At 62.5% G+C, this 18,603-nt stretch carries 15 protein-coding genes and 1 pseudogene; 7 read left to right on the forward strand and 9 right to left on the reverse strand.

Translation table 11 applies throughout. The features are described 5' to 3' along the window. Positions 1 to 541 precede the first annotated feature (541 nt). Positions 542 to 1,144 (reverse strand): cupin domain-containing protein, encoded by a 603-nt coding sequence (locus NKH13_RS15330; protein WP_352912909.1) that lies wholly within the window; start codon positions 1,142 to 1,144, stop codon positions 542 to 544. Between the two features lie 371 nt (positions 1,145 to 1,515). Between NKH13_RS15330 and NKH13_RS15335 the strand changes: the two genes are divergently transcribed. Then, complete coding sequence (locus tag NKH13_RS15335; protein ID WP_352912910.1) at positions 1,516 to 3,282, forward strand: adenylate/guanylate cyclase domain-containing protein; 1,767 nt, start codon at positions 1,516 to 1,518, stop codon at positions 3,280 to 3,282. A gap of 206 nt (positions 3,283 to 3,488) precedes the next feature. Here the strand turns inward: NKH13_RS15335 and NKH13_RS15340 are convergent. Further along, positions 3,489 to 3,735: pseudogene (locus NKH13_RS15340) on the reverse strand (adenylate/guanylate cyclase domain-containing protein); the annotation flags it as partial. A 482-nt stretch (positions 3,736 to 4,217) separates the two neighbouring features. On the opposite strand from NKH13_RS15340, the gene NKH13_RS15345 reads away from it, so the two are divergent. The 3 genes from NKH13_RS15345 to NKH13_RS15355 all read left to right on the forward strand — a co-directional run bounded on the left by NKH13_RS15345 (position 4,218) and on the right by NKH13_RS15355 (position 7,884). Next, positions 4,218 to 5,360, forward strand: a complete 1,143-nt coding sequence (locus tag NKH13_RS15345; protein WP_292663629.1) for a TRAP transporter substrate-binding protein — start codon at positions 4,218 to 4,220, stop codon at positions 5,358 to 5,360. A 107-nt stretch (positions 5,361 to 5,467) separates the two neighbouring features. Beyond that, positions 5,468 to 6,136, forward strand: coding sequence for a TRAP transporter small permease subunit (locus tag NKH13_RS15350; protein ID WP_292663631.1), 669 nt, complete (start codon positions 5,468 to 5,470; stop codon positions 6,134 to 6,136). Next, positions 6,133 to 7,884, forward strand: a complete 1,752-nt coding sequence (locus tag NKH13_RS15355) for a TRAP transporter large permease (protein ID WP_292663634.1) — start codon at positions 6,133 to 6,135, stop codon at positions 7,882 to 7,884. The genes NKH13_RS15350 and NKH13_RS15355 overlap by 4 nt, the downstream gene beginning before the upstream one ends. 284 nt (positions 7,885 to 8,168) lie before the next feature. Here NKH13_RS15355 and NKH13_RS15360 read toward each other — a convergent pair whose 3' ends face one another. The 6 genes from NKH13_RS15360 to hisS all read right to left on the reverse strand — a co-directional run bounded on the left by NKH13_RS15360 (position 8,169) and on the right by hisS (position 15,339). Next, entirely contained in the window at positions 8,169 to 9,272 is a 1,104-nt protein-coding gene (locus NKH13_RS15360; protein ID WP_352715406.1) for a calcium:cation antiporter, read from the reverse strand. Between the two features lie 40 nt (positions 9,273 to 9,312). Beyond that, positions 9,313 to 9,534, reverse strand: coding sequence for a cysteine rich repeat-containing protein (locus NKH13_RS15365; protein WP_352715409.1), 222 nt, complete (start codon positions 9,532 to 9,534; stop codon positions 9,313 to 9,315). Between the two features lie 60 nt (positions 9,535 to 9,594). After that, positions 9,595 to 11,361, reverse strand: a complete 1,767-nt coding sequence (locus NKH13_RS15370; RefSeq protein WP_352715411.1) for an AMP-binding protein — start codon at positions 11,359 to 11,361, stop codon at positions 9,595 to 9,597. Between the two features lie 378 nt (positions 11,362 to 11,739). Then, positions 11,740 to 12,465: an ATP phosphoribosyltransferase gene (hisG, locus tag NKH13_RS15375; RefSeq protein WP_352912911.1), complete on the reverse strand. Its 726-nt coding sequence runs from the start codon at positions 12,463 to 12,465 to the stop codon at positions 11,740 to 11,742. Beyond that, positions 12,462 to 13,583 (reverse strand): ATP phosphoribosyltransferase regulatory subunit, encoded by a 1,122-nt coding sequence (locus NKH13_RS15380; protein ID WP_352715416.1) that lies wholly within the window; start codon positions 13,581 to 13,583, stop codon positions 12,462 to 12,464. Before NKH13_RS15380 ends, hisG begins: the two co-directional genes overlap by 4 nt. A 193-nt stretch (positions 13,584 to 13,776) precedes the next feature. After that, positions 13,777 to 15,339, reverse strand: coding sequence for a histidine--tRNA ligase (hisS, locus tag NKH13_RS15385; RefSeq protein ID WP_352715419.1), 1,563 nt, complete (start codon positions 15,337 to 15,339; stop codon positions 13,777 to 13,779). A gap of 210 nt (positions 15,340 to 15,549) precedes the next feature. On the opposite strand from hisS, the gene NKH13_RS15390 reads away from it, so the two are divergent. Next, positions 15,550 to 15,801 carry a hypothetical protein gene (locus NKH13_RS15390; protein ID WP_352715422.1) on the forward strand — a complete coding sequence of 84 codons (252 nt, stop codon included), beginning with the start codon at positions 15,550 to 15,552 and terminating at the stop codon, positions 15,799 to 15,801. Between the two features lie 4 nt (positions 15,802 to 15,805). On the opposite strand, the gene NKH13_RS15395 is transcribed toward NKH13_RS15390, so the two are convergent. Further along, on the reverse strand, positions 15,806 to 16,441 hold the full coding sequence (locus NKH13_RS15395; protein WP_352715425.1) for a DNA-3-methyladenine glycosylase I: 636 nt from the start codon (positions 16,439 to 16,441) through the stop codon (positions 15,806 to 15,808). Between the two features lie 222 nt (positions 16,442 to 16,663). Between NKH13_RS15395 and NKH13_RS15400 the strand changes: the two genes are divergently transcribed. Continuing rightward, entirely contained in the window at positions 16,664 to 17,398 is a 735-nt protein-coding gene (locus tag NKH13_RS15400) for a L,D-transpeptidase (RefSeq protein ID WP_352912912.1), read from the forward strand. Between the two features lie 282 nt (positions 17,399 to 17,680). Next, positions 17,681 to 18,601, forward strand: coding sequence for a bifunctional 5,10-methylenetetrahydrofolate dehydrogenase/5,10-methenyltetrahydrofolate cyclohydrolase (locus NKH13_RS15405; RefSeq protein ID WP_352715431.1), 921 nt, complete (start codon positions 17,681 to 17,683; stop codon positions 18,599 to 18,601). Positions 18,602 to 18,603 lie beyond the last annotated feature (2 nt).

Consider the following 18,603-nt stretch of genomic DNA (forward strand, 5'->3'; position numbering starts at 1 on the left):
TCGACTGCAGTGACAGCCCCTTCCTCTGCCAAGACCGCTGGGCAATCCATCGTCCTGCCACCCGTCCTCAGGCCTTCCAAAGCCGGTGACGGTGACTCCACCAAGGGATATCCCTTTGTATCTCCGGGACCACTGACAGCGAAACCCGGTACGCCGATTGTGATCGTGCGAGCCTGCCGCGCGGCGATCATGGCCGCTGCGATGCCGCTTGGGGCCGTCCGTGTCCACGCGGCAAGCGCAGGCGCGTTGGATCAACGTCGGGGTGCACTCACGGCGCCGATCGAGGTGCGAATAGACTATGCAAGAAAAGGCGGCATCGAAGTCCGGCAGGCGCAAGTCAGTTGTCGTCTCGATGCATCGGGCAGGGTCACTGCAATAATATAGCGCCAAGCCTGATTTGCCAGCCTGCGCACACCGACAGCGGCACGATCCGCTTTTCCATCTACAAGGCGGCCTCCTTCGGCGGTGGCGCCGGAGGTGTTGGTCAAAGGTTCGGTTTGAGCCCCGAAGCCAACCCGCAGCCCCTTCGAAAGGGACGACTTCAGTCCCTTTCCCAGGCGGCGAGCAATGGGCCTTTGCTCCCATAGACAGGGTCCTTGCGCGGGCGGCCTATCCTGGGGATCGTCACCACCGCCCTGGCATGATCGGCGGCGGTCGTGCACAGGTCATAGGTGCCGGAAGGAGGATAGGCGCCGACGACCAGAAAATCGTCGGACGCGGAAAGACGCTGGTGCCCGGTGCCGGCCGGAAGCACCGCGACGTCGCCGGCCTTCAGCGACAGCGTTCGCCCCTTGCTGCCGCCAAAGCGGACCTTGGCCGTGCCGCGCGCAACGCCCAGCACCTCGTGTATCCGCGAATGGTAGTGGACGTAGTCGTAGATGCCATTGCGCCAACTATCGCCCCAGCCATTTGCGTCGAAAAGCGCCTCCATGACCGCCGCCGGATCGAATTCCTCGGGCAGCTTGACGGCGCCGCGATAGACGACAAGCGGCCAGGACGGATGATTGGGCACGAGGCCATCATCCCCAAAACGAAATTCGTTCGGTTTGCGCGGTCTGACCAGATCGGCGACCTCTCGCCTGCCCGGCCTGGCGACACCGGTGACCTGCTCGACGGCTTTCTTGGTGGTTTGCAGGATGCTCATGGGGTGACCTTGGGTATGGTGGCGAGCTTCATGCGGATTAACCGGTTGCGTGGCGGTCAGTTCCGTTGACGGCAGAGATCTGCGATCTGCGCCACGGCGGCTCCGCAACAAGATCCGGCAAATCCTGAATGGCTGCTTTGCGCCGCATGGCAGTCATTCCTGCGGTCCCGTCCATTCAACAAAAGCGGACATCGCCAATGGACAGGCCACAGGCAGCTATGCGCCCGACATTTTGCCTCGAACGACGGGAGTAGATCCTAAGCAGACCATCCGACCAATGGCTCGGAGCTATCTTCCTTTGGCCTAACCGCTCTATGTTGAGACAGCGTGCCTGGTCGGCAGTAGTGTCAGACTGGAGGGAGGAGCATCACATGAGTGAGACCCGCAAAATTGCAGCGATCCTGGTCTCGGATGCGGTCGGCTACAGCCGGCTAGCCGGCGCGGATGAGGATCGCATCTTGGCACGGCTGCGGGCGCTGCGCAGCGATCTCATCGACCCCACCATCGCCGTTCATCGTGGCCGCGTCGTCAAGCGCACAGGCGACGGGAGCCTTGTCGAGTTCAGCAGCGTTGTGGAAGCAGTGCGCTGCGCGCTGGAAGTGCAGAACGCCATGCTTGAGCGCAATGCCGGGGTGCCGGATGATCGCCGCATCGAGTTCCGGATCGGCATTCACTTGGGCGACGTCGTGCAAGAACGCGATGGCGACCTGATGGGCGATGGCGTCAATATCGCCGCGCGCCTAGAAGGAATCTGCGAACCTGGCAATATCTGTCTTTCCGAGCAAGCCTATTGGCAGGTTAAATCAAGGCTCGATATCGCGATCAACGATCGCGGTGCGGTTCAGCTCAAGAACATCGCCGAGCCGGTCCGGGTTTATTCGCTACAGGTCGGCATTCCCGCGAAGGCCAGACCCGCGGCATCGGCGGAGGCCCTCGTGCCGGACAAGCCTTCGCCGCAGCTCGCGCTGCCCGACATGCCTTCGATTGCCGTGCTGCCCTTTGTCAACATGAGTGGCGACGCCGAACAGGAGTTCTTCACTGACGGGCTGACGGAGGACATCATTACCGATCTGTCGAATGTGCCCGGCTTCTTCGTCATCGCCCGCAACTCCACCTTTGCCTACAAAGGCAAGCCCACCGACGTCCGTCAGATCGCTCGCGATCTGGGCGTCAAATATCTCCTCGAGGGCAGCGCGAGGCGGTCCGTCAAGCGTTTGCGCGTCAATGTGCAGCTGATCAACGCGGCCGAAGGCGGCAATCATGTGTGGGCCGAGCGCTTCGACCGCGAAATTGTCGACATCTTTGAAGTTCAGGACGAGGTCACGCGCCGCGTTGTTGAAGCGATCTCCGGCAAGATTGGTGCGAAGAATATTTCTGCCCGTTCTAGGCCATCAAATCTAGAAGCCTATGACCTTTGTGTTAGGTCACGGGAGAAATGGACCATGTCCAGATCAGACAACAGCGACGCGCGTTCAGCTTTGGAACGCGCCGTTTCGCTTGAACCAAACTATTGTGAAGCGCACAGCAATCTTGCCCTTGTGCTGTTATTTGGCTGGGTTGATTGGGGAGAACCACAGATACCCGATCGCGCAAATGCTCTGATGCACGCGCAACGAGCCATGGAAATCGATCCCGGCGATTCCAACGTTCGCAGGATCCTGGGCTGCGTTCAGCTTTTTGAGCGCAATTGGGATGAAGCAAAATTCCAATTCGATGCTGCCATACGGATAAATCCCAACAATGCAGATGCGGTAGCATGGATTGGGGAGCTTCAAATCTACTTGGGCAAGCCGCAAGCGGCGCTGACAGCTTGTGAAGAGGCGTTCCGACTAAATCCTCGTCCACCTGGTTGGTACTTCTGGATCGTGGGAATGGCGCAGATTTCCACCGGTCACTACGAAAAAGCTGTTGCGACCTTGAGCCTGGAGGAAACATATGGGACCGGTTCAAGGGTGAACCTGATTGCCGCGCTTGCTCTTGCCGGCCGCTTGCCTGAGGCACAAGAGGAAGCCCGCCTATTTCTTACGGGCAATCCAGGTTGGACGATCGGTGAACTGACAGCGAACTTGCCCTTTAGGAGCATGAGTGCTGCGCAGCCCTTTGTCGATGGCTGGCGTCGGGCGGGCTTGCCAGACTAGGCGGCACGGCAAGGGGGCCGTTTCCAAAGGCAATGGCGTAAGCTAACTACGGCTCCAGCAGTGTCGACAAGCCAATGGCCCTTTCTAGATAGCGCAAACATGCTGGCGCGCTGTTTCGACATCGCATAACTTGTTGCCAGTTTCCTTGGCTGGTCGCATGGGATCGCGCTGCACGATGGGTAAGAACACTTGGACCGCAGAGCAGGATCGGCTGCCTTGATGCCGATGCGGAATTCAATGGGCCTGTCGGACGGCACTTCTGCGTTACGCTCGTGCATCTTGTGCTGGATTTCGACGGCGCAGGCCCCCGCATTAGCACGCTCGGGAACTCGACCAGTAAGCCGTCGCCGGTCAGCTTGACTATCCTGCCCTGATGCTCAGCGATCTTGGCGTACACCAGTTCGTGGCGATGCGCCTTGAAAGTCGACAGGGTCCGCTCTCGTCGAGATCCATGAGCCTGGAGTAGCCGACCACATCGGCCGCGAGATGGCGGCAAGGCTAGGCTGACAGCGTTCTTGGCCATTGGCAATGTGCTGACGAGCAAGGAAATCGTGCGGATTGTTTGGGCCCTCAGGCGTGGTGTCTATCGCGCCCCTTGGCTGTTATTGGGTTAGCTTAAGACCTTGGTCGCGCCACGCCGAACGTCCGCTCTCTTTTTTCGGACGCCATAAACCGACCTTCCGAATTCGGCCCCCATGCTGCCGGGCGGCAATGCGCCCGAATGCGGACCTTTGTATCCTTCGCAAGAGCGGTCATTCAATGGCGCGATGCGTAACTGCTACTCGCCCATTGCTTGGGAAAATACCCCCACCTGTCCTTAAGAAAGAACCGCACTAGTTTAGGCGATGGGACGCGCGCTGCAATTTTTGCTGGGCCGTCGTTGAGAAGTATTGTCGGACGTGGGCTTGAAAAGCCAACACCTTCGGGAGGAACCGATGACCAAAGCAAGTATCCAGACCAATATGAGGTCGCGCCGCAAGTTCCTTGGCGAGGCGGCCGTGGCAGCTGCGGCGATCGTTGCTGCGCCAAGCGTCGTCAAGGCGCAAGGGCCGGTCAGCATGCGCTGGCAGAGCACATGGCCTTCCAAGGATATCTTTCACGAATTCGCGCTTGATTTCGCCAAGAAAGTCAACGACATGACGGGCGGCGACCTCAAGATCGAGGTGCTGCCGGCGGGCGCCGTGGTGCCTGCGTTCGGCCTGCTTGACGCGGTGTCGCAAGGAACGCTTGATGGCGGCCACGGCGTGCTCGTCTACCACTACGGAAAGCAGACGGCGCTAGCGCTCTGGGGATCCGGCCCGGGCTTTGCCATGGACGCCAACATGCTGCTGGCCTGGCACAAATACGGTGGCGGGAAGGAGCTCCTTGCAAAGCTCTATGATTCCATAGGCGCCAATGTGGTTTCCTTCCCCTATGGACCGATGCCGACACAGCCGCTCGGCTGGTTCAAGAAACCGGTTTCCAAGGTCGAAGACATCCAAGGCCTCAAGTTCCGTACCGTTGGCATCTCGATTGACGTCTTCACCGGCCTGGGTGCGGCCGTCAACGCGCTACCTGGCGGTGAAATCGTTGCGGCATTGGATCGCGGCCTGCTCGACGCGGCCGAGTTCAACAACGCCTCGTCCGATCGGGTGCTTGGTTTTCCGGACGTGTCCAAGGTCTGCATGCTGCAGAGCTATCACCAGAATGCGGAGCAGTTCGAGGTCCTGTTCAACAAGGCGAAATACGACGCCCTGCCCGATCAGATGAAGGCAATCATCACCAATGCGGTCGAGGCAGCCTCGCAGGACATGGCCTGGAAGGCGATCGACCGTTATTCGAAAGACTATTTGGAGATGCAGACGCAGGACAAGGTCAAATTCTACAAGACACCGGAAGCAATCCTCAAGCGACAGCTGGAGGTCTATGACGAGGTCGTGAAGAAGAAGGCGGCTGAAAACCCGCTGTTCAGGGAGGTCCTTGAGTCGCAGATCGCCTTTGCCCGGCGGACAACACAATGGGAACAGGACGTAGTCGTCAGCCGCCGCCTGGCCTTCGATCATTACTTCGGACGTGGCGGGGCAGCAAAGAATATCTGAAGCACAGTTTGAGCCGGCAAGGCACCATCGGGGCCATGACCGAACGGTGCCTTGCCTTCTTACCGACACTCACTCTGGCCAACACTCTGGCCATCCGGCTGCCTCGCATGAACGTCCAGCAGTTCCTGAATACAGTCGATGCAATCAGCGCGTGGGTCGGCAAGGCCGCGGCGTGGCTGATCATCGGGCTGATGACGCTGGTCTGCGCCGAGGTCTTCAAGCGCTACATCCTGAACATGCCCACGGCGTGGATATTCGACGCCAGCAACATGTTGTACGGCTCGCTGTTCATGCTCGCCGGAGCCTATGCGCTGGCGCAGAATGCCCATGTGCGCGGCGACTTTCTCTACAGCTCGATGCGACCCCGGATCCAAGCCGCGCTCGATCTTTTGCTGTACGTGGTTTTCTTCCTGCCGGGGATCGCGGCCCTCGTCTATGCAGGCTACGACTATGCCGCGATTTCATGGCGGATCGGGGAGCATTCGACCGTGACAGCGGAGGGTCCGCCGATCTACCAATTCAAATCGGTCATTCCGCTGGCCGGCGCCCTGGTGATGCTCCAGGGCGTGGCCGAAATCGTGCGCTGCATCGTCTGTCTCAGGACTGGGCAATGGCCCAGCCGGCGCAAGGACGTTGCAGAGATCGACGTCGTGGAGGGACAGCTCGCGCTCAGCGAATATGTGGATGAAGGGACGCGCAAGACCGCCATCGAGCGCGCACAAAAGATAGACGAGGAAGCACGCCAGCGCGGAATGGGTGGAGACCTGCAGAGTTGAGCGATCCAGCCCTCGGACTCACGATGCTCATGCTCATCGTGGTCGTCATCGTCATGGGTTTCCCGACAGCCTTCACGCTGATGGGCCTTGGCATGTTTTTCGGGTTCTATGCGTTCTACAACCCGGCGGAGCACTGGATCGACAACCGCGTCTTCGATCTGATGGTCGAGCGCACTTATGGGGCAATGACCAATGACGTCCTGATCTCCATCCCGCTTTTCGTGCTCATGGGATATGTGATGGAACGCGGGGCGCTGGTCGACAAGATGTTCTACAGCATCCAGCTTTCGTTCCGACGGGTACCGGCGTCGCTGGCCATTGCTACGCTTATCGTCTGCACCTTCTGGGGCATCGCCAGTGGCCTCGTCGGCGCCGTTGTGGTCCTGATGGGGGTGATTGCCTTCAATCCGATGCTGCGCGCCGGATACGATGTGAAGCTCGCTTCCGGCGTGATCACCGCGGGCGGCACGCTGGGCATCCTGATCCCGCCCTCGGTCATGATCATCGTCTATGCGGCGGTTGCAGGCCAGTCCATCGTGAAGCTCTATGCCGCGGCGATGTTCCCCGGTTTTTTCCTCGCTTTCCTTTATCTCGTCTACATTCTTGGCTGGGCGATAATCAATCCGAAGATCGCCCCGCCTTTGCCGGAGGATCAAACAAGGGTTCCGGTGCCGGCGTGGATGCGAAGCTTTCAGACAGTTTACTCGCGCAACATGCTTGTTGGACTTCTTTCCGCATTGTTCTCGCCGTCCAAGGCGACGGCGCTCGAGACGGAGAGCGGACGCCTCACATATTGGAAGCTGTTCAAGAATTTCTGCGCTGCGCTGGTGCCCTTCGCCTTGATAGTACTCACCCTCTTGCTGGTGTGGTGGTATGTCGTCATCTATCCGCAAGCATCGGCCGACGTCGAAGCTCCAGCCGGATTGGAGCAGCTCGGTGCTCCGGCGGTGGAGGAACTCGGCGCACCCGCGGTGGATGCAGGGCCGGCAACCAGCTTCTACGTCACCTTCGGCATCATCGCGGCACTCGCCGCGGTGGTGCTCGTCCGCTACTACCGGAACATGACCGCCGAACGGCTCGAGATCCTGAAGCTCCTGGTCTCGTCGGTCATGCCGCTGGGCATACTTACCGTCGTCGTGCTCGGCGTCATCCTATTCGGAATCACGACGGCGACCGAGTCCGCGGCAGTCGGCGCCGCTGGTGCCTTTCTGCTGGCGTTCCAGGCCCGAACGCTCGACTGGAAGCGCATCAAGGAAGCAGTGTTCCTGACGGCGAAGACCACAGCCATGGTTTGCTGGCTCTTTGTCGGCTCGGCGCTGTTCTCCGCCGTTTTTGCGATCCTCGGCGGCCAGGCACTTCTCGAGCAATGGGTGCTGTCGCTCGACTTGTCGCCCGTGCAGTTCATGATCCTGTCTCAAGCGATCATATTCATTCTCGGTTGGCCGCTCGAATGGACCGAAATCATCATCATCTTCGTGCCGATCTTCCTGCCGATGTTGAAGCACTTCAACATCGACCCGATCCTCTGGGGGGTTCTCGTCTTCGTGAATTTGCAAGCGGCGTTCTTGTCACCCCCGGTAGCGATGTCGGCGTTCTATCTCAAGGGCGTTTCCCCACCGCACGTCACCCTCAACCAGATATTCGCAGGCATGATGCCTTACATGCTGATCGTCATCCTCTGCATGATCCTCATGTATATCTGGCCCGGCATGGCGCTCTGGCTTCCGAACTATCTTTACGGCGGCTGAGAAAGACTCGGTTCTCGGACGCCTTCCGCGACAGCGCGTTTTCGGCCGCTTTGACCCACGGGATGTCCTTTTGAACGCCAAAGCAGGATCTCGGAGATACAGGTGATCGGAAGGTCTACTTTCGGGCTACAATCGGCGCGAGCGAATGACGGGTCACAGTTCACGTCGACGCACGCAGGGCATGAAGGTCCGCTTCTGGCCTTCCGAGCCTCGAAGCCGCAAGTCCGCTTTCGGCCCTATTGAGACGTTCAAGCAGTTTTCCTACCTATTCGCACCCAGCACTCTCACGGCACAAAAATCAAAAACACATACGTGCAAAACACCACCAGATGCACCAGCCCGGTCAGGAACGTCGTTCTCTCCGTACTAAAGCTCACATTGCAGATAAAAAGCGCCAGAACCAACAGCACCGTGTCGGTCGCCGGCAGCCCCAAGGTCAGCCCTCTTCCGGTCAGCAGGCTGGCGGCGGCGATGCCCGGTATTGTCAGGCCGATCGTGGCGCAGGCCGAACCCATCGCGACGTTCAGGCCGCGCTGCAGCTCGTTGCTGAGGGCGGCGCGAACCGCCGAAATCGCTTCCGGCATCAAGACCAGCCCGGCGATCATTGCGCCGACAATGGCGTCGGCCTGGGGCACCTGGTAGGCGACGAGCGCGTCTTCGACGCTGGCGGCGACCTGCTCGGCCAGCATGACGATGCCGATCAGCCCGATCAGCAGGAGAACAACGCCGGCGGCGATGCTTTCGTGGGCGTCGGTTCGCGCTGCTGCGCCATGCGCTTGTGCGTCGATAAAATCGTCGCGGTGGCGGACAGTCTGCGCGAACAGAAAGCCGGCATAGAGCAGCACGGAAAGGACGCTGACGAAGCCGAGTTGCGCCGCCGAGAACGTGCCGGGATCGGTGGTTCGCGTGTAGGTCGGCAGAATGAGCGTCATGACGCTCAGCGCGACCAGCACCGCCAGATAGGCGCTGGTTCCTTGGCGGACGATCGCCTGCTTGCGATGACGCCAGCCGCCAAGCGTGAGACACATGCCGACAACGCCGGTTGAGGTGATCATCACCGTCGAGAAGACGGATTCGCGGGCAAGCGTCGGGTTGTTGGCGCCGTGCAGCATGATGGAAACGATGATCGACACTTCGATTGCCGTCACGGCGATGGTCAGCACCAGCGTGCCGTACGGCTCGCCTACCCGCCTGGCCACCGCCTCGGCGTGGTCGAGCACGACGAAAATGGTGATGAACATGATCGCGCTCGACAGCGCGCCGATGAATATCCTGGTGCCCAGCGACCCTTCGTCCACCGACACCCCGCTGGCCCTGACCGCGACAGCCATCGCCAGGGCGGCCAACGGCATGCCGTAGGAAACCGCCGATCTTGCGAAACCACTCATTGTCACCTTTTTGCGTTCCACCCGCAGGGAAGCTCGCGCGCTAGCCGGGCGTGTTGGCCTTGACGACCTTCTTGCATTCGGGCGTCAGCTCGCTCATGTGACCGGCCAGGCATTTGACGACGCGGCCACCGCCCGGCAACACGCCCTTGCACAACTTTTGGTAATCTGCCTGGCAGGCCTCACGCTCGGCCGCCGTCTGCGCCAGCGCCGCGGTGGCTGCCAGCTGAGTTGCCAGGAAAAGCACGCTTAACCCAATCCGCATGGAACACCCCCTCAATATGTTGCCCAAACAACGCCTCCGTCACGCGTAGACGCAAGTCTTTCACGCCGTCTTCTGCGTCACCAGTCCCAGTTCATCGATCATCGCCTGGCGCATCAGGAATTTCTGCGGCTTGCCGGTCACCGTCATCGGCAATTCGGTGCGGAAGCGGATGTAGCGCGGGATTTTGAAATGGGCGATCTGGCCGGCGCAGAAGGCCTTGATCTCCTGCTCCGTGGTGATCTGGCCGGGCTTCAGCACGATCCAGGCGCACAGCTCCTCGCCATATTTCGGGTCAGGAATGCCGAACACCTGCACCTCCTTGACCTTGGGGTGGCGATAGAGGAACTCCTCGACCTCGCGCGGATAGACGTTCTCGCCGCCGCGGATGACCATGTCCTTGACCCGACCGACGATGTTGCAATAGCCCTCGGCATCGATGGTGGCGAGGTCGCCGGTGTGCATCCAGCCGTCGGCGTCGATGGCCTCGCGGGTCTTCTGCTCGTCGTCCCAATAGCCCTTCATCACGGAGTAGCCGCGCGTGCAGAGCTCGCCCGGCGCACCGACCGCGACGGTGGCGCCTTCGGCGTCGATGGCCTTGACCTCGACATGCGGATGGACGCGGCCGACGGTCGAAACGCGCTTTTCCAGGGGATCGTCGACGCTGCTCTGGAACGACACCGGGCTGGTTTCGGTCATGCCATAGGCGATGGTCACCTCGGCCATATGCATCAGCGACACCACCTTTTTCATCACCTCGATCGGGCATGGCGAGCCGGCCATAATGCCGGTGCGCAGGCTGGTGAGATCGAAGGAGGCGAACTCCGGATGATCGAGCAGGCCGACGAACATGGTCGGTACGCCGTAGAGCGCGGTGCAGCGTTCCGTTGCCACCGCTTTCAGCGTGGCGCCGGCATCGAAACCCTCGCTCGGGAAAACCATGGTCGCGCCCTTGGTGACGCAGCCCATCGTACCCATCGACATGCCGAAGCAATGGTAGAGCGGCACCGGGATGCACAGCAGGTCGTCGACGGTGAGCCTGATTGCCGAAGTGACGAAATTGCCGTTGTTGACGATGTTGTTGTGGGTCAGCGTCGCGCCCTTCGGCGCGCCGGTCGTGCCGCTGGTGAACTGGATGTTGATGGCGTCGTCCGGTTTCAGCCCGTCGGTGATGCGGTCGAGCCTGTCATGTTCGTCGCGCCCGGCCATCGCCAGCACGTCGGCGAAGTTGAACATGCCCGGCGAACTCTCCTCGTCCATGCGGATGACGATCTTCAGCGCCGGCAGTCTGTTGGCTTCGAGCTTGCCCGGGGTGGCCTTGGCAATCTCCGGCGCCAGCGTCTCGATCATGCCGAGATAGTCGGAACTCCTGAATTTGGCGGCGGTGACCAGCGCCTTGCAGCCGACCCTGTTCAAGGCATATTCCAGTTCGACCAGCCGGTAGGCCGGGTTGATGTTGACCAGGATCAGGCCGATGCGGGCGGTGGCGAATTGCGTCACCAGCCATTCCCAGCGGTTCGGCGACCAGATGCCGACGCGATCGCCTTTCTCGAGGCCGAGCACCAGGAAGCCGGCGGCCAGCGCATCGACCGTGTCCGACAGTTCCTCCCAGGTAAAGCGCTTGTCCTGCTCGACGAAGACGGCGGCATCGAGCGTGCCGTATTTGCCGACGGTGTCGGCAAACAGCGCCGGGATCGTCAGGTTGAGGAGCGGCACGCTGCGGTCACCGGAGACATGCGCGGTGCCGTCGACCGGCGCAATGAACGAGCCACCCTCGCCCTTGCCGCGCAGGCTGGCGGCATTCTTCAACTCGTCGAGATTGATCGGCATCGCCGTGTCCTCCGCAGACAGGCCGAGCCTATCAGCCCGGCGGGGTGGTGGAAATCCCGTCGATGGTAGGGCTGGGGTTGGAACTCGCCTGTCAGGGCCGAAAACAAAAAACCCGCCTCGGCGGGCGGGTCTTCGGGGCCAATTGGCACCATAGCGGGATTAGTAGCATAGCTGCCGGCACAAAGCAAGAACAAAATTGCTGTGTTATAGGGAAATCGCTTCAGGCACCAGCGGCCAAGCTGCTCATCTCCCTCCTTGAGGGGGAGATGCCAAGTGGTGCCAAAAGAGGGCAGGCCAGAGGGGGTCGTCTCGCGTGGAGCACCAGCCTGTTCTGTCGTTAAGGGAGTCGCGTCAAGGCGAACCGACCCCCTCTGTCGCCTACGGCGACATCTCCCCCTCAAGGGGGGAGATTGGCCGCGACGCCATCCTGGCCGCAACATCCCGCAACACCGCCTCGTCGGCCGCGGCGCGCATCTTCCGCGACGCCACGAGGCAGGCCTGCGAGCGCAGGATCACCCCATCGGCCAGCACTTTCAGATGGTTGGCGCGCAGGGTCGAGCCTGACGTGGTGATGTCGACGACGATGTCGGCCAATCCCGCAGCCGGCGCGCCTTCGGTGGCGCCGAGGCTTTCGACGATGCGGTAGACCTGGATGCCATGCTTTTGCGAAAAGAACTGCTGGGTCAGGCGCCAGTATTTGGTGGCGATCCTGAGTCGCCGGCCATGGCGCTGGCGAAAATCGGCGGCGACGTCGTCGAGGTCGGCCATCGTGTCGACGTCGAGCCAGATGTCGGGCACGGCGACGACGACATCGGCATTGCCGAAACCGAGGCGGGCGATGATTTCGGCGCGCGCCTCGCAATCGGCGAGGTTTTCGCGCAGCAAATCCTCGCCGGTGATGCCGAGATCGACCGAGCCCTGGCCGATCTCGCCGGCAATCTCGGAGGCCGACAGGAACGCCACCTCGACGCCGTCCAGGCCATCGATGCGGGCGCGGTATTTGCGCTCGTCGCCAGGCAGGCTGACGGCAAGCCCCGCCTTGGCCAGCACCTCCAGCGCCTGCTCCTTGAGCCGGCCTTTCGACGGGATCGCCAGCGTGATCATGGCGCCGTCTCCCGCAGCGCCTCGATGCGGTCGAGCCAGACGGAAAAGCCGACGCCGGGGATCGGCGTTTTTGCGCCGAGCAGCGTCAGCAGCCGGTCGTAGCGGCCACCGCCGGCCAGCGGCCGGTCGCCGTCCTGCGCCGCGATCTCGAAGACGAGGCCGGTGTAGTAATCGAGCGGACGGCCGAAGGCGGCGTCGTAGCGGATTTCAGACATCGGCAGGCCGAGGCTTTCGATCGCCGCGGCGCGGGCAGAAAAATTCTCCAGCGCAGCCCCCAGCGAAAGCCCGGCATCGGCCGCGAAAGTTTCTAGCGCCGGGGCGGCGCTATCGAGCGGCACGTCGATCGCCAGAAACCCCTTCAGCGCCGCAAATGCCTCGTTCGACAGCCGCACGCTGCGCAGCTCGGCCTTCTCGATCAGGCGCCGCGCAATCTCGGACGGCGAACGCCCGGCTGTTGCCGACAGGCCGGCCTGTTCCATGCCGCCGGCGATATGCGCCGAAAGAGCTTCCAGATCGCCGTCGAGGACAAGGGCGGCGACCGGGCCGGCGAGCTGGCTGTTGCGCGGCGGATTGGCGAGGTCGGCAAGGGCAGCCTCGAGCATCGGCGCCGAGCCGAAGGCGCGGGCCAGCCGCATGCGCCAGCCGCGCGGCAGGCCAAGCGCTGCCAGCACCGCCTCGAAAATGGTCTGGTCGCCGAGCGTCACCGCCAGCTCCCGGCCGGGCAGCACCAGCGAAAGCAGCGCATGCGCATCGGCCAGCGAGCGCGCGTCGGCGGCGGCCGTGTCGCGGTCGCCGAGGTCCTCGATGCCGGCCTGGAAGAACTCGTTGCCGCCCTCGCGGCGCTGGCGAAACACCTCGCCGAGATAGGAGTAGCGGCGCGGCGTGCCGGCCTGGCTGGCAATGTGGTCGAGGCAGACCGGAATGGTGAATTCCGGCCGCAGGCAAAGCGTCTGCCCGGTCTCGCTTTCGGTGAGAAAAATTCGGCGCCGCAAATCCTCGCCGGCCATGTCGAGGAACGGATCGGCCGGCTGCAGCACAGCGACTTCGACCGCATGAGTGTTGCGCGCGGCGAAGAGCGTCGCGATGTCGGATGCGATGGCGGGATAGCGGGAGGTCATGGGGATGTGGGGCGCGAGGCACCCCCCTCTGGCCTGCCCTCTTTGCCACTACTTGGCATCTCCCCCTCAAGGGGGGAGATTGGCAGCTTCGCGGTCGGCGCATCGCTTGCTGTTTTGAAAACTTGGCGACGGCGGCGGCGAGATTGATCTCCCCCCTTGAGGGGGAGATGGCCGGCAGGCCAGAGGGGGGTGCTCACGCGCCACCTTTCGCCCGGTCGGCCGCCTGCGCCGCCAGTATCTTCTTCACCTCGGCGACCAGCTCGCCTTCCGCCACCGTCACCTGCGCCGGTCGTGCGGCGCGCCATTCGGCGTTGTCGGCGATCTCGGCCGACATCTTCGCGCCCTCGATCAGGTCCTTGATCTGCAGCTCGCCCTTGGCGCGCTCGTCGCCGCCCTGGATGATGGCGACCGGGCTGCCGCGGCGGTCGGCATATTTCAGCTGCGCCTTCATGCCGGCGCCGCCGAGATACATTTCCGAGCGGATGCCGGCGGCGCGCAGCTCGGCCACCATCTTCTGGTAGCGGCCGAGGCTTTCCGTGTCCTTGTCCATGGTCAGCACGACGACCGGCGCGATGACATCGGAAGTATCGAGCTTGCCGAGGTTCTTCAGCGCCGTCATCAGGCGGGAGACGCCGATGGAAAAACCGGTCGCCGGCACCGGCTCGCCACGGAAGCGCGAGACCAGACCGTCATAGCGACCGCCGCCGCCAACCGAGCCGAAGCGCACGATCTGCCCGTCCTCGTTGGGGATCTCGGCCAGCAGCTCGGCCTCATAGACCGGGCCGGTGTAATATTCGAGGCCACGCACGACAGAGGGGTCGATGCGGATGCGATCCTCACCGTAGCCGCTTTGTGCGACCATGGTTCTTATCTGCTCCAACTCTGCAAGGCCCTCGACAAACGAGGCGTTCGTGATGCCCAGATGTTCGAGTTTCCTTTCCTCGATAAGATTGCTGAGACCGGGGTTGATGGATCCCAGTGTCTGGACAATTTTTTCGGGATCGTGCTGCGCCATGACTGTGAAATAGCTGATGACAACGTCGATTTGCGTATTGTCCAGCCCGGCGCCCTTGGTGAAATCACCACTCTCGTCCTTGCGCCCGGCGCCCAGAAGCAGGCGCACGCCCGCGACGCCAAGCTTGTCCAGCTTGTCGATCGCCCGCAGCACGGTCAGCCGGCGGCCGATATTCTCGTCGCCGCCGAGGCCGATCGCCTCCAGCACGCCATCGAGCACTTTTCGGTTGTTGACGCGGACGACGTAGTCGCCGCGCTTGATGCCGAGCGCCTCCATCACATCGGCCATCATCATCGCCATCTCGGCGTCGGCGGCGACGCCCGGCGTGCCGACCGTGTCGGCGTCGAACTGCATGAACTGGCGGAAGCGGCCAGGACCGGGCTTTTCGTTGCGGAACACCCAGCCGGAGCGATAGCTGCGATAGGGTTTCGGCAGACGCTCGAAATTCTCGGCGACAAAGCGCGCCATCGGCGCGGTCAGGTCGTAGCGCAGCGACAGCCACTGGTCGTCGTCGTCCTGGAACGAGAACACGCCCTCGTTCGGCCGGTCCTGGTCGGGCAGAAACTTACCCAGCGCATCGGTGTATTCGATCAGCGGCTGGTCGACCGGCTCGAAACCGTAGAGCTCGAAGACCGAGCGGATCGTCGCCATCATCTTCTCGACAGCGCGCAGATCGTCGGCGCCGCGGTCGACAAAGCCGCGCGGCAGCCGCGCTTTCATCTTTTCGGATTTGTCGGCCATGGGATGGGTACTTTGCTAAGCAATTGGTGACTTATTTCGGGTCGGCGTGTCCTACCGATGCAGCCCGGAGAAGGCAAGGGTTTGCGCTTCTCCCTGCTCCCCTTGCGTGAGGAGGCAAGAAAAAGAAGCTGAAACAATTGCGCCATGCGCGCGGCATCGTGCCGACACAATCCGGGCCGATAAGCGCGCCGAAACACGGGGTTCGGGGCTATGGCCACGCTACAGAAGTTCGACATCATCGATAGCGGCGCACGCGACGTCTCGGTCCGGCTGCGGCCGGCCGATGGTTATGCGCCGAAGACGAAGCAAATCGCCGGACCGTTCGAGATCGCGGCGCAACAGCGCAGCGGGCCGACCATGCGCGACGTGCTGATGACCGGCCTGCTGGTGATTTATCCGGTGTTCGCCGCGCTGGCGGCCATCCTCGCCGGATTTTTCCTGGCCGGCGCCGGCGGCGCCTGAGCCGCTACTTCGGCCGCTTGAACGCTTTCCGCTCCGCCTCGACCGGCTCGCGGCAGACGCAGCCCTCGAGATGGTCGTTGACCAGCCCCATCGCCTGCATGAAGGCGTAGACGGTGGTCGGGCCGACAAAGCTCCAGCCGCGCTTCTTCAGCTCCTTCGAAATGCGGACCGAAACCGCCGTCGTCGGATTGGCGCGCAGATGGGCGAGGTCGACGATCTCGGGCCGCTCGTCCGGTCCGGGCTCGAACTTCCAGAACCAGGCGGCCAGCGAGCCGGCCTCGTCGATGAGTTCGCGGGCGCGCTTGGCGTTGTTGATGGTCGAGACGATCTTGCCGCGGTGGCGGATGATGCCGGCATTGCCGACCAGGCGCTCGACGTCTTCATCGGTGAAGGCGGCGATCTTGTCGACATCGAAGCCGGCAAACGCCTCGCGGAAATTGTCGCGCTTGCGCAATATGGTCAGCCAGGACAGGCCCGACTGAAAGCCTTCGAGGCAGATCTTTTCGAACAGCCGGCGGTCGTCGGCGACCGGCCGGCCCCATTCGTGATCGTGGTAGTGCAGATAATCCGGCAGGTTGCCGTGCCAGAAGCAGCGGGCGATGCCGTCGGCACCGGCAAGCAGACCTGTCTTTTCGTCCATGGCGGAATTCCGTTCGTGTCTTGACGTTAACGCGTTTTGACGCGGCCTTTACCGCGGCTTTACCAGATTCCTGAACCCGGCGGTAACCACACCAAAAGCTTTACTGACAGATCGGCATTTTACGCATTCCGATTCATGTTTCGGTTGCCGCTTCGCGCCCAATGTCGGCGAAATCGGGGAGGCTTTGCACCCCGGCATGTTCGACGATCAAGGTGCGTTGCGATGAAGATATTCTTGTTCCCACTGTTCGGCGCCGCCGCCGTGCTTGCGGCCGGCGCCGCCAATGCCAACGACCGCTATGCCGAGAGGCCGCCGGTGGTGGTCAGCCCCGACCTTTCGGCGCCCTGGGTGCTGCAGCTCGGCCATGCGCCGGGCATCGTGCGGCAGAGCCGGCAAGAAGTGCAGCCGCAACGGCGCTACCGGCGGCTGGCGGAACCGGATCAGCTGCGCACCGCAGCGCTGCAGGCACCGGCCAAGCGCATGGTGATGCGGCCGCAGATCGACCCTATCTATCTACCGCAGGAGGTCGCGTATGACGGCCCGCAGAAGCCGGGCACGATCGTCATCGATACGCGAGAGAATTTCCTCTATCTGGTCGAGAAGAACGGCAAGGCGCGGCGCTATGGCGTCGGCACCGGCAAGCCGGGCTTCGAATGGTCCGGCACCCACAAGATCACCAACAAGCGGGTCTGGCCGGACTGGCGGCCGCCGACGGTGATGATCGCCCGCGAAGCCGCCAAGGGCCGTTATCTGCCGACCTATCTCGCCGGCGGCATGGAAAACCCGCTCGGCGCGCGCGCGCTCTATCTCGGCTCGACCGAGTACCGCATCCACGGCACCAACCAGCCCTGGACGATCGGCGGCGCGGTGTCGTCGGGCTGCATCCGCATGCGCAACGAGGACGTGGTCGATCTTTACGAACGCGTGAATATCGGAACAACGGTGGTGGTGATATAGTTGCCGCAGCGAATCATCTGGTCTAGAAAGACATTCGCTTTGGCTTTCTGAGGCCAGATGAATGAATAACGGGGGACGGGCCGTGTGGGGATACGGCCAGTCACGAAAGGGCAGCGCGGCAAGCCGTGCTGCCCTTTTTGTTTCCGCCAACGCCAGCAAGAATTGCCGGGAAGATTTCGCCGGCACGTCGCGCGACCGGCATAGCGGTTCGTTTTTCGCGCTGCCTTTTCGCGGTTGCTTTGCTATGTGGCGGCTAAAGTTCCAGACAAAGGCCCTATCCCGATGACCCTCTCCGACGACAGCCGCTATCTCAGGGGCGGCCCGGTTGCCCAACGCATCATCGCCGGCGTGCGCGAGGACGCGGCAATCGCCACGGCCGAAGGCTTTCCGCCCAAGCTGGTGTCGATCACCGTCGGCGACACCGCGGCGGTCGACGTCTATGTCCGCAACCAGCGCGCCAAGGCGGGGCTTGCCGGCATCGGCTTCGAGGAAAGGCGTTTTCGCGCCGACATCACCGCCGGCGAACTCGAAGCGGCGATCCACGGCCTGAACGCCGACCCGCGCGTCACCGGCATCATCATCCAGCGTCCGGTACCGGTGCACATCCCGATCAAGACGCTGCAGGCGGCGGTGCATCCGCTCAAGGATGTCGAGGGCATGCATCCGGCCTCGATCGGCAACATCGTCTATAACCAGCTCGACCTGGCGCCCTGCACCGCGGCCGCTTCGGTCGAACTGCTCAGGGAAACCGGCCTCGACCTCAAGGGGCTCGAAGTGGTGGTCGTTGGCCATTCAGAGATCGTCGGCAAGCCGATCGCTTTCCTTTTGATGAGCGAAGGCGCGACGGTGACCGTCTGTCACCACATGACGCGTTCGGTGGCGGCACACGCACGCCGCGCCGACGCGCTGTTCGTCGCCGTCGGCAAGCCGCGGCTGATCAAGGCCGACATGGTCAAGCCAGGCGCCGCCGTAATCGATATCGGCATCAATTCGGAGATCGGGCCGGACGGCGAAAGCCGCATCGTCGGCGACGTCGATACCGAGAGCGTCAAGCATGTCGCGTCTTGGATCACGCCGGTGCCGGGCGGCGTCGGCCCGATCACCGTGGCGATCCTGCTGCGCAACACGATGGTGGCGCTCAGCCGGCAGCGGGCACGCTACCAGGCGACCTACGGCACGGCGGACAGACTGGCGGCAGAGTAGGC

It is taken from the genome of Mesorhizobium sp. M1348, assembly GCF_040317925.1.
GTDB lineage: Bacteria > Pseudomonadota > Alphaproteobacteria > Rhizobiales > Rhizobiaceae > Mesorhizobium.

What these genes read in the sequence shown, in the direction of transcription:
- NKH13_RS15370 (WP_352715411.1), bottom strand. Translation starts at nt 11,361, where the DNA reads ATGCCGATCAATCTCGACGAGTTGAAGAATGCCGCCAGCCTGCGCGGC.
- hisS (WP_352715419.1), bottom strand. Translation starts at nt 15,339, where the DNA reads ATGGCCGACAAATCCGAAAAGATGAAAGCGCGGCTGCCGCGCGGCTTT.
- NKH13_RS15335 (WP_352912910.1), top strand. Translation starts at nt 1,516, where the DNA reads ATGAGTGAGACCCGCAAAATTGCAGCGATCCTGGTCTCGGATGCGGTC.
- NKH13_RS15365 (WP_352715409.1), bottom strand. Translation starts at nt 9,534, where the DNA reads ATGCGGATTGGGTTAAGCGTGCTTTTCCTGGCAACTCAGCTGGCAGCC.
- NKH13_RS15350 (WP_292663631.1), top strand. Translation starts at nt 5,468, where the DNA reads ATGAACGTCCAGCAGTTCCTGAATACAGTCGATGCAATCAGCGCGTGG.
- NKH13_RS15345 (WP_292663629.1), top strand. Translation starts at nt 4,218, where the DNA reads ATGACCAAAGCAAGTATCCAGACCAATATGAGGTCGCGCCGCAAGTTC.
- NKH13_RS15380 (WP_352715416.1), bottom strand. Translation starts at nt 13,583, where the DNA reads ATGACCTCCCGCTATCCCGCCATCGCATCCGACATCGCGACGCTCTTC.
- NKH13_RS15330 (WP_352912909.1), bottom strand. Translation starts at nt 1,144, where the DNA reads ATGAGCATCCTGCAAACCACCAAGAAAGCCGTCGAGCAGGTCACCGGT.
- NKH13_RS15405 (WP_352715431.1), top strand. Translation starts at nt 17,681, where the DNA reads ATGACCCTCTCCGACGACAGCCGCTATCTCAGGGGCGGCCCGGTTGCC.
- NKH13_RS15360 (WP_352715406.1), bottom strand. Translation starts at nt 9,272, where the DNA reads ATGAGTGGTTTCGCAAGATCGGCGGTTTCCTACGGCATGCCGTTGGCC.
- NKH13_RS15390 (WP_352715422.1), top strand. Translation starts at nt 15,550, where the DNA reads ATGGCCACGCTACAGAAGTTCGACATCATCGATAGCGGCGCACGCGAC.
- NKH13_RS15395 (WP_352715425.1), bottom strand. Translation starts at nt 16,441, where the DNA reads ATGGACGAAAAGACAGGTCTGCTTGCCGGTGCCGACGGCATCGCCCGC.
- hisG (WP_352912911.1), bottom strand. Translation starts at nt 12,465, where the DNA reads ATGATCACGCTGGCGATCCCGTCGAAAGGCCGGCTCAAGGAGCAGGCG.
- NKH13_RS15400 (WP_352912912.1), top strand. Translation starts at nt 16,664, where the DNA reads ATGAAGATATTCTTGTTCCCACTGTTCGGCGCCGCCGCCGTGCTTGCG.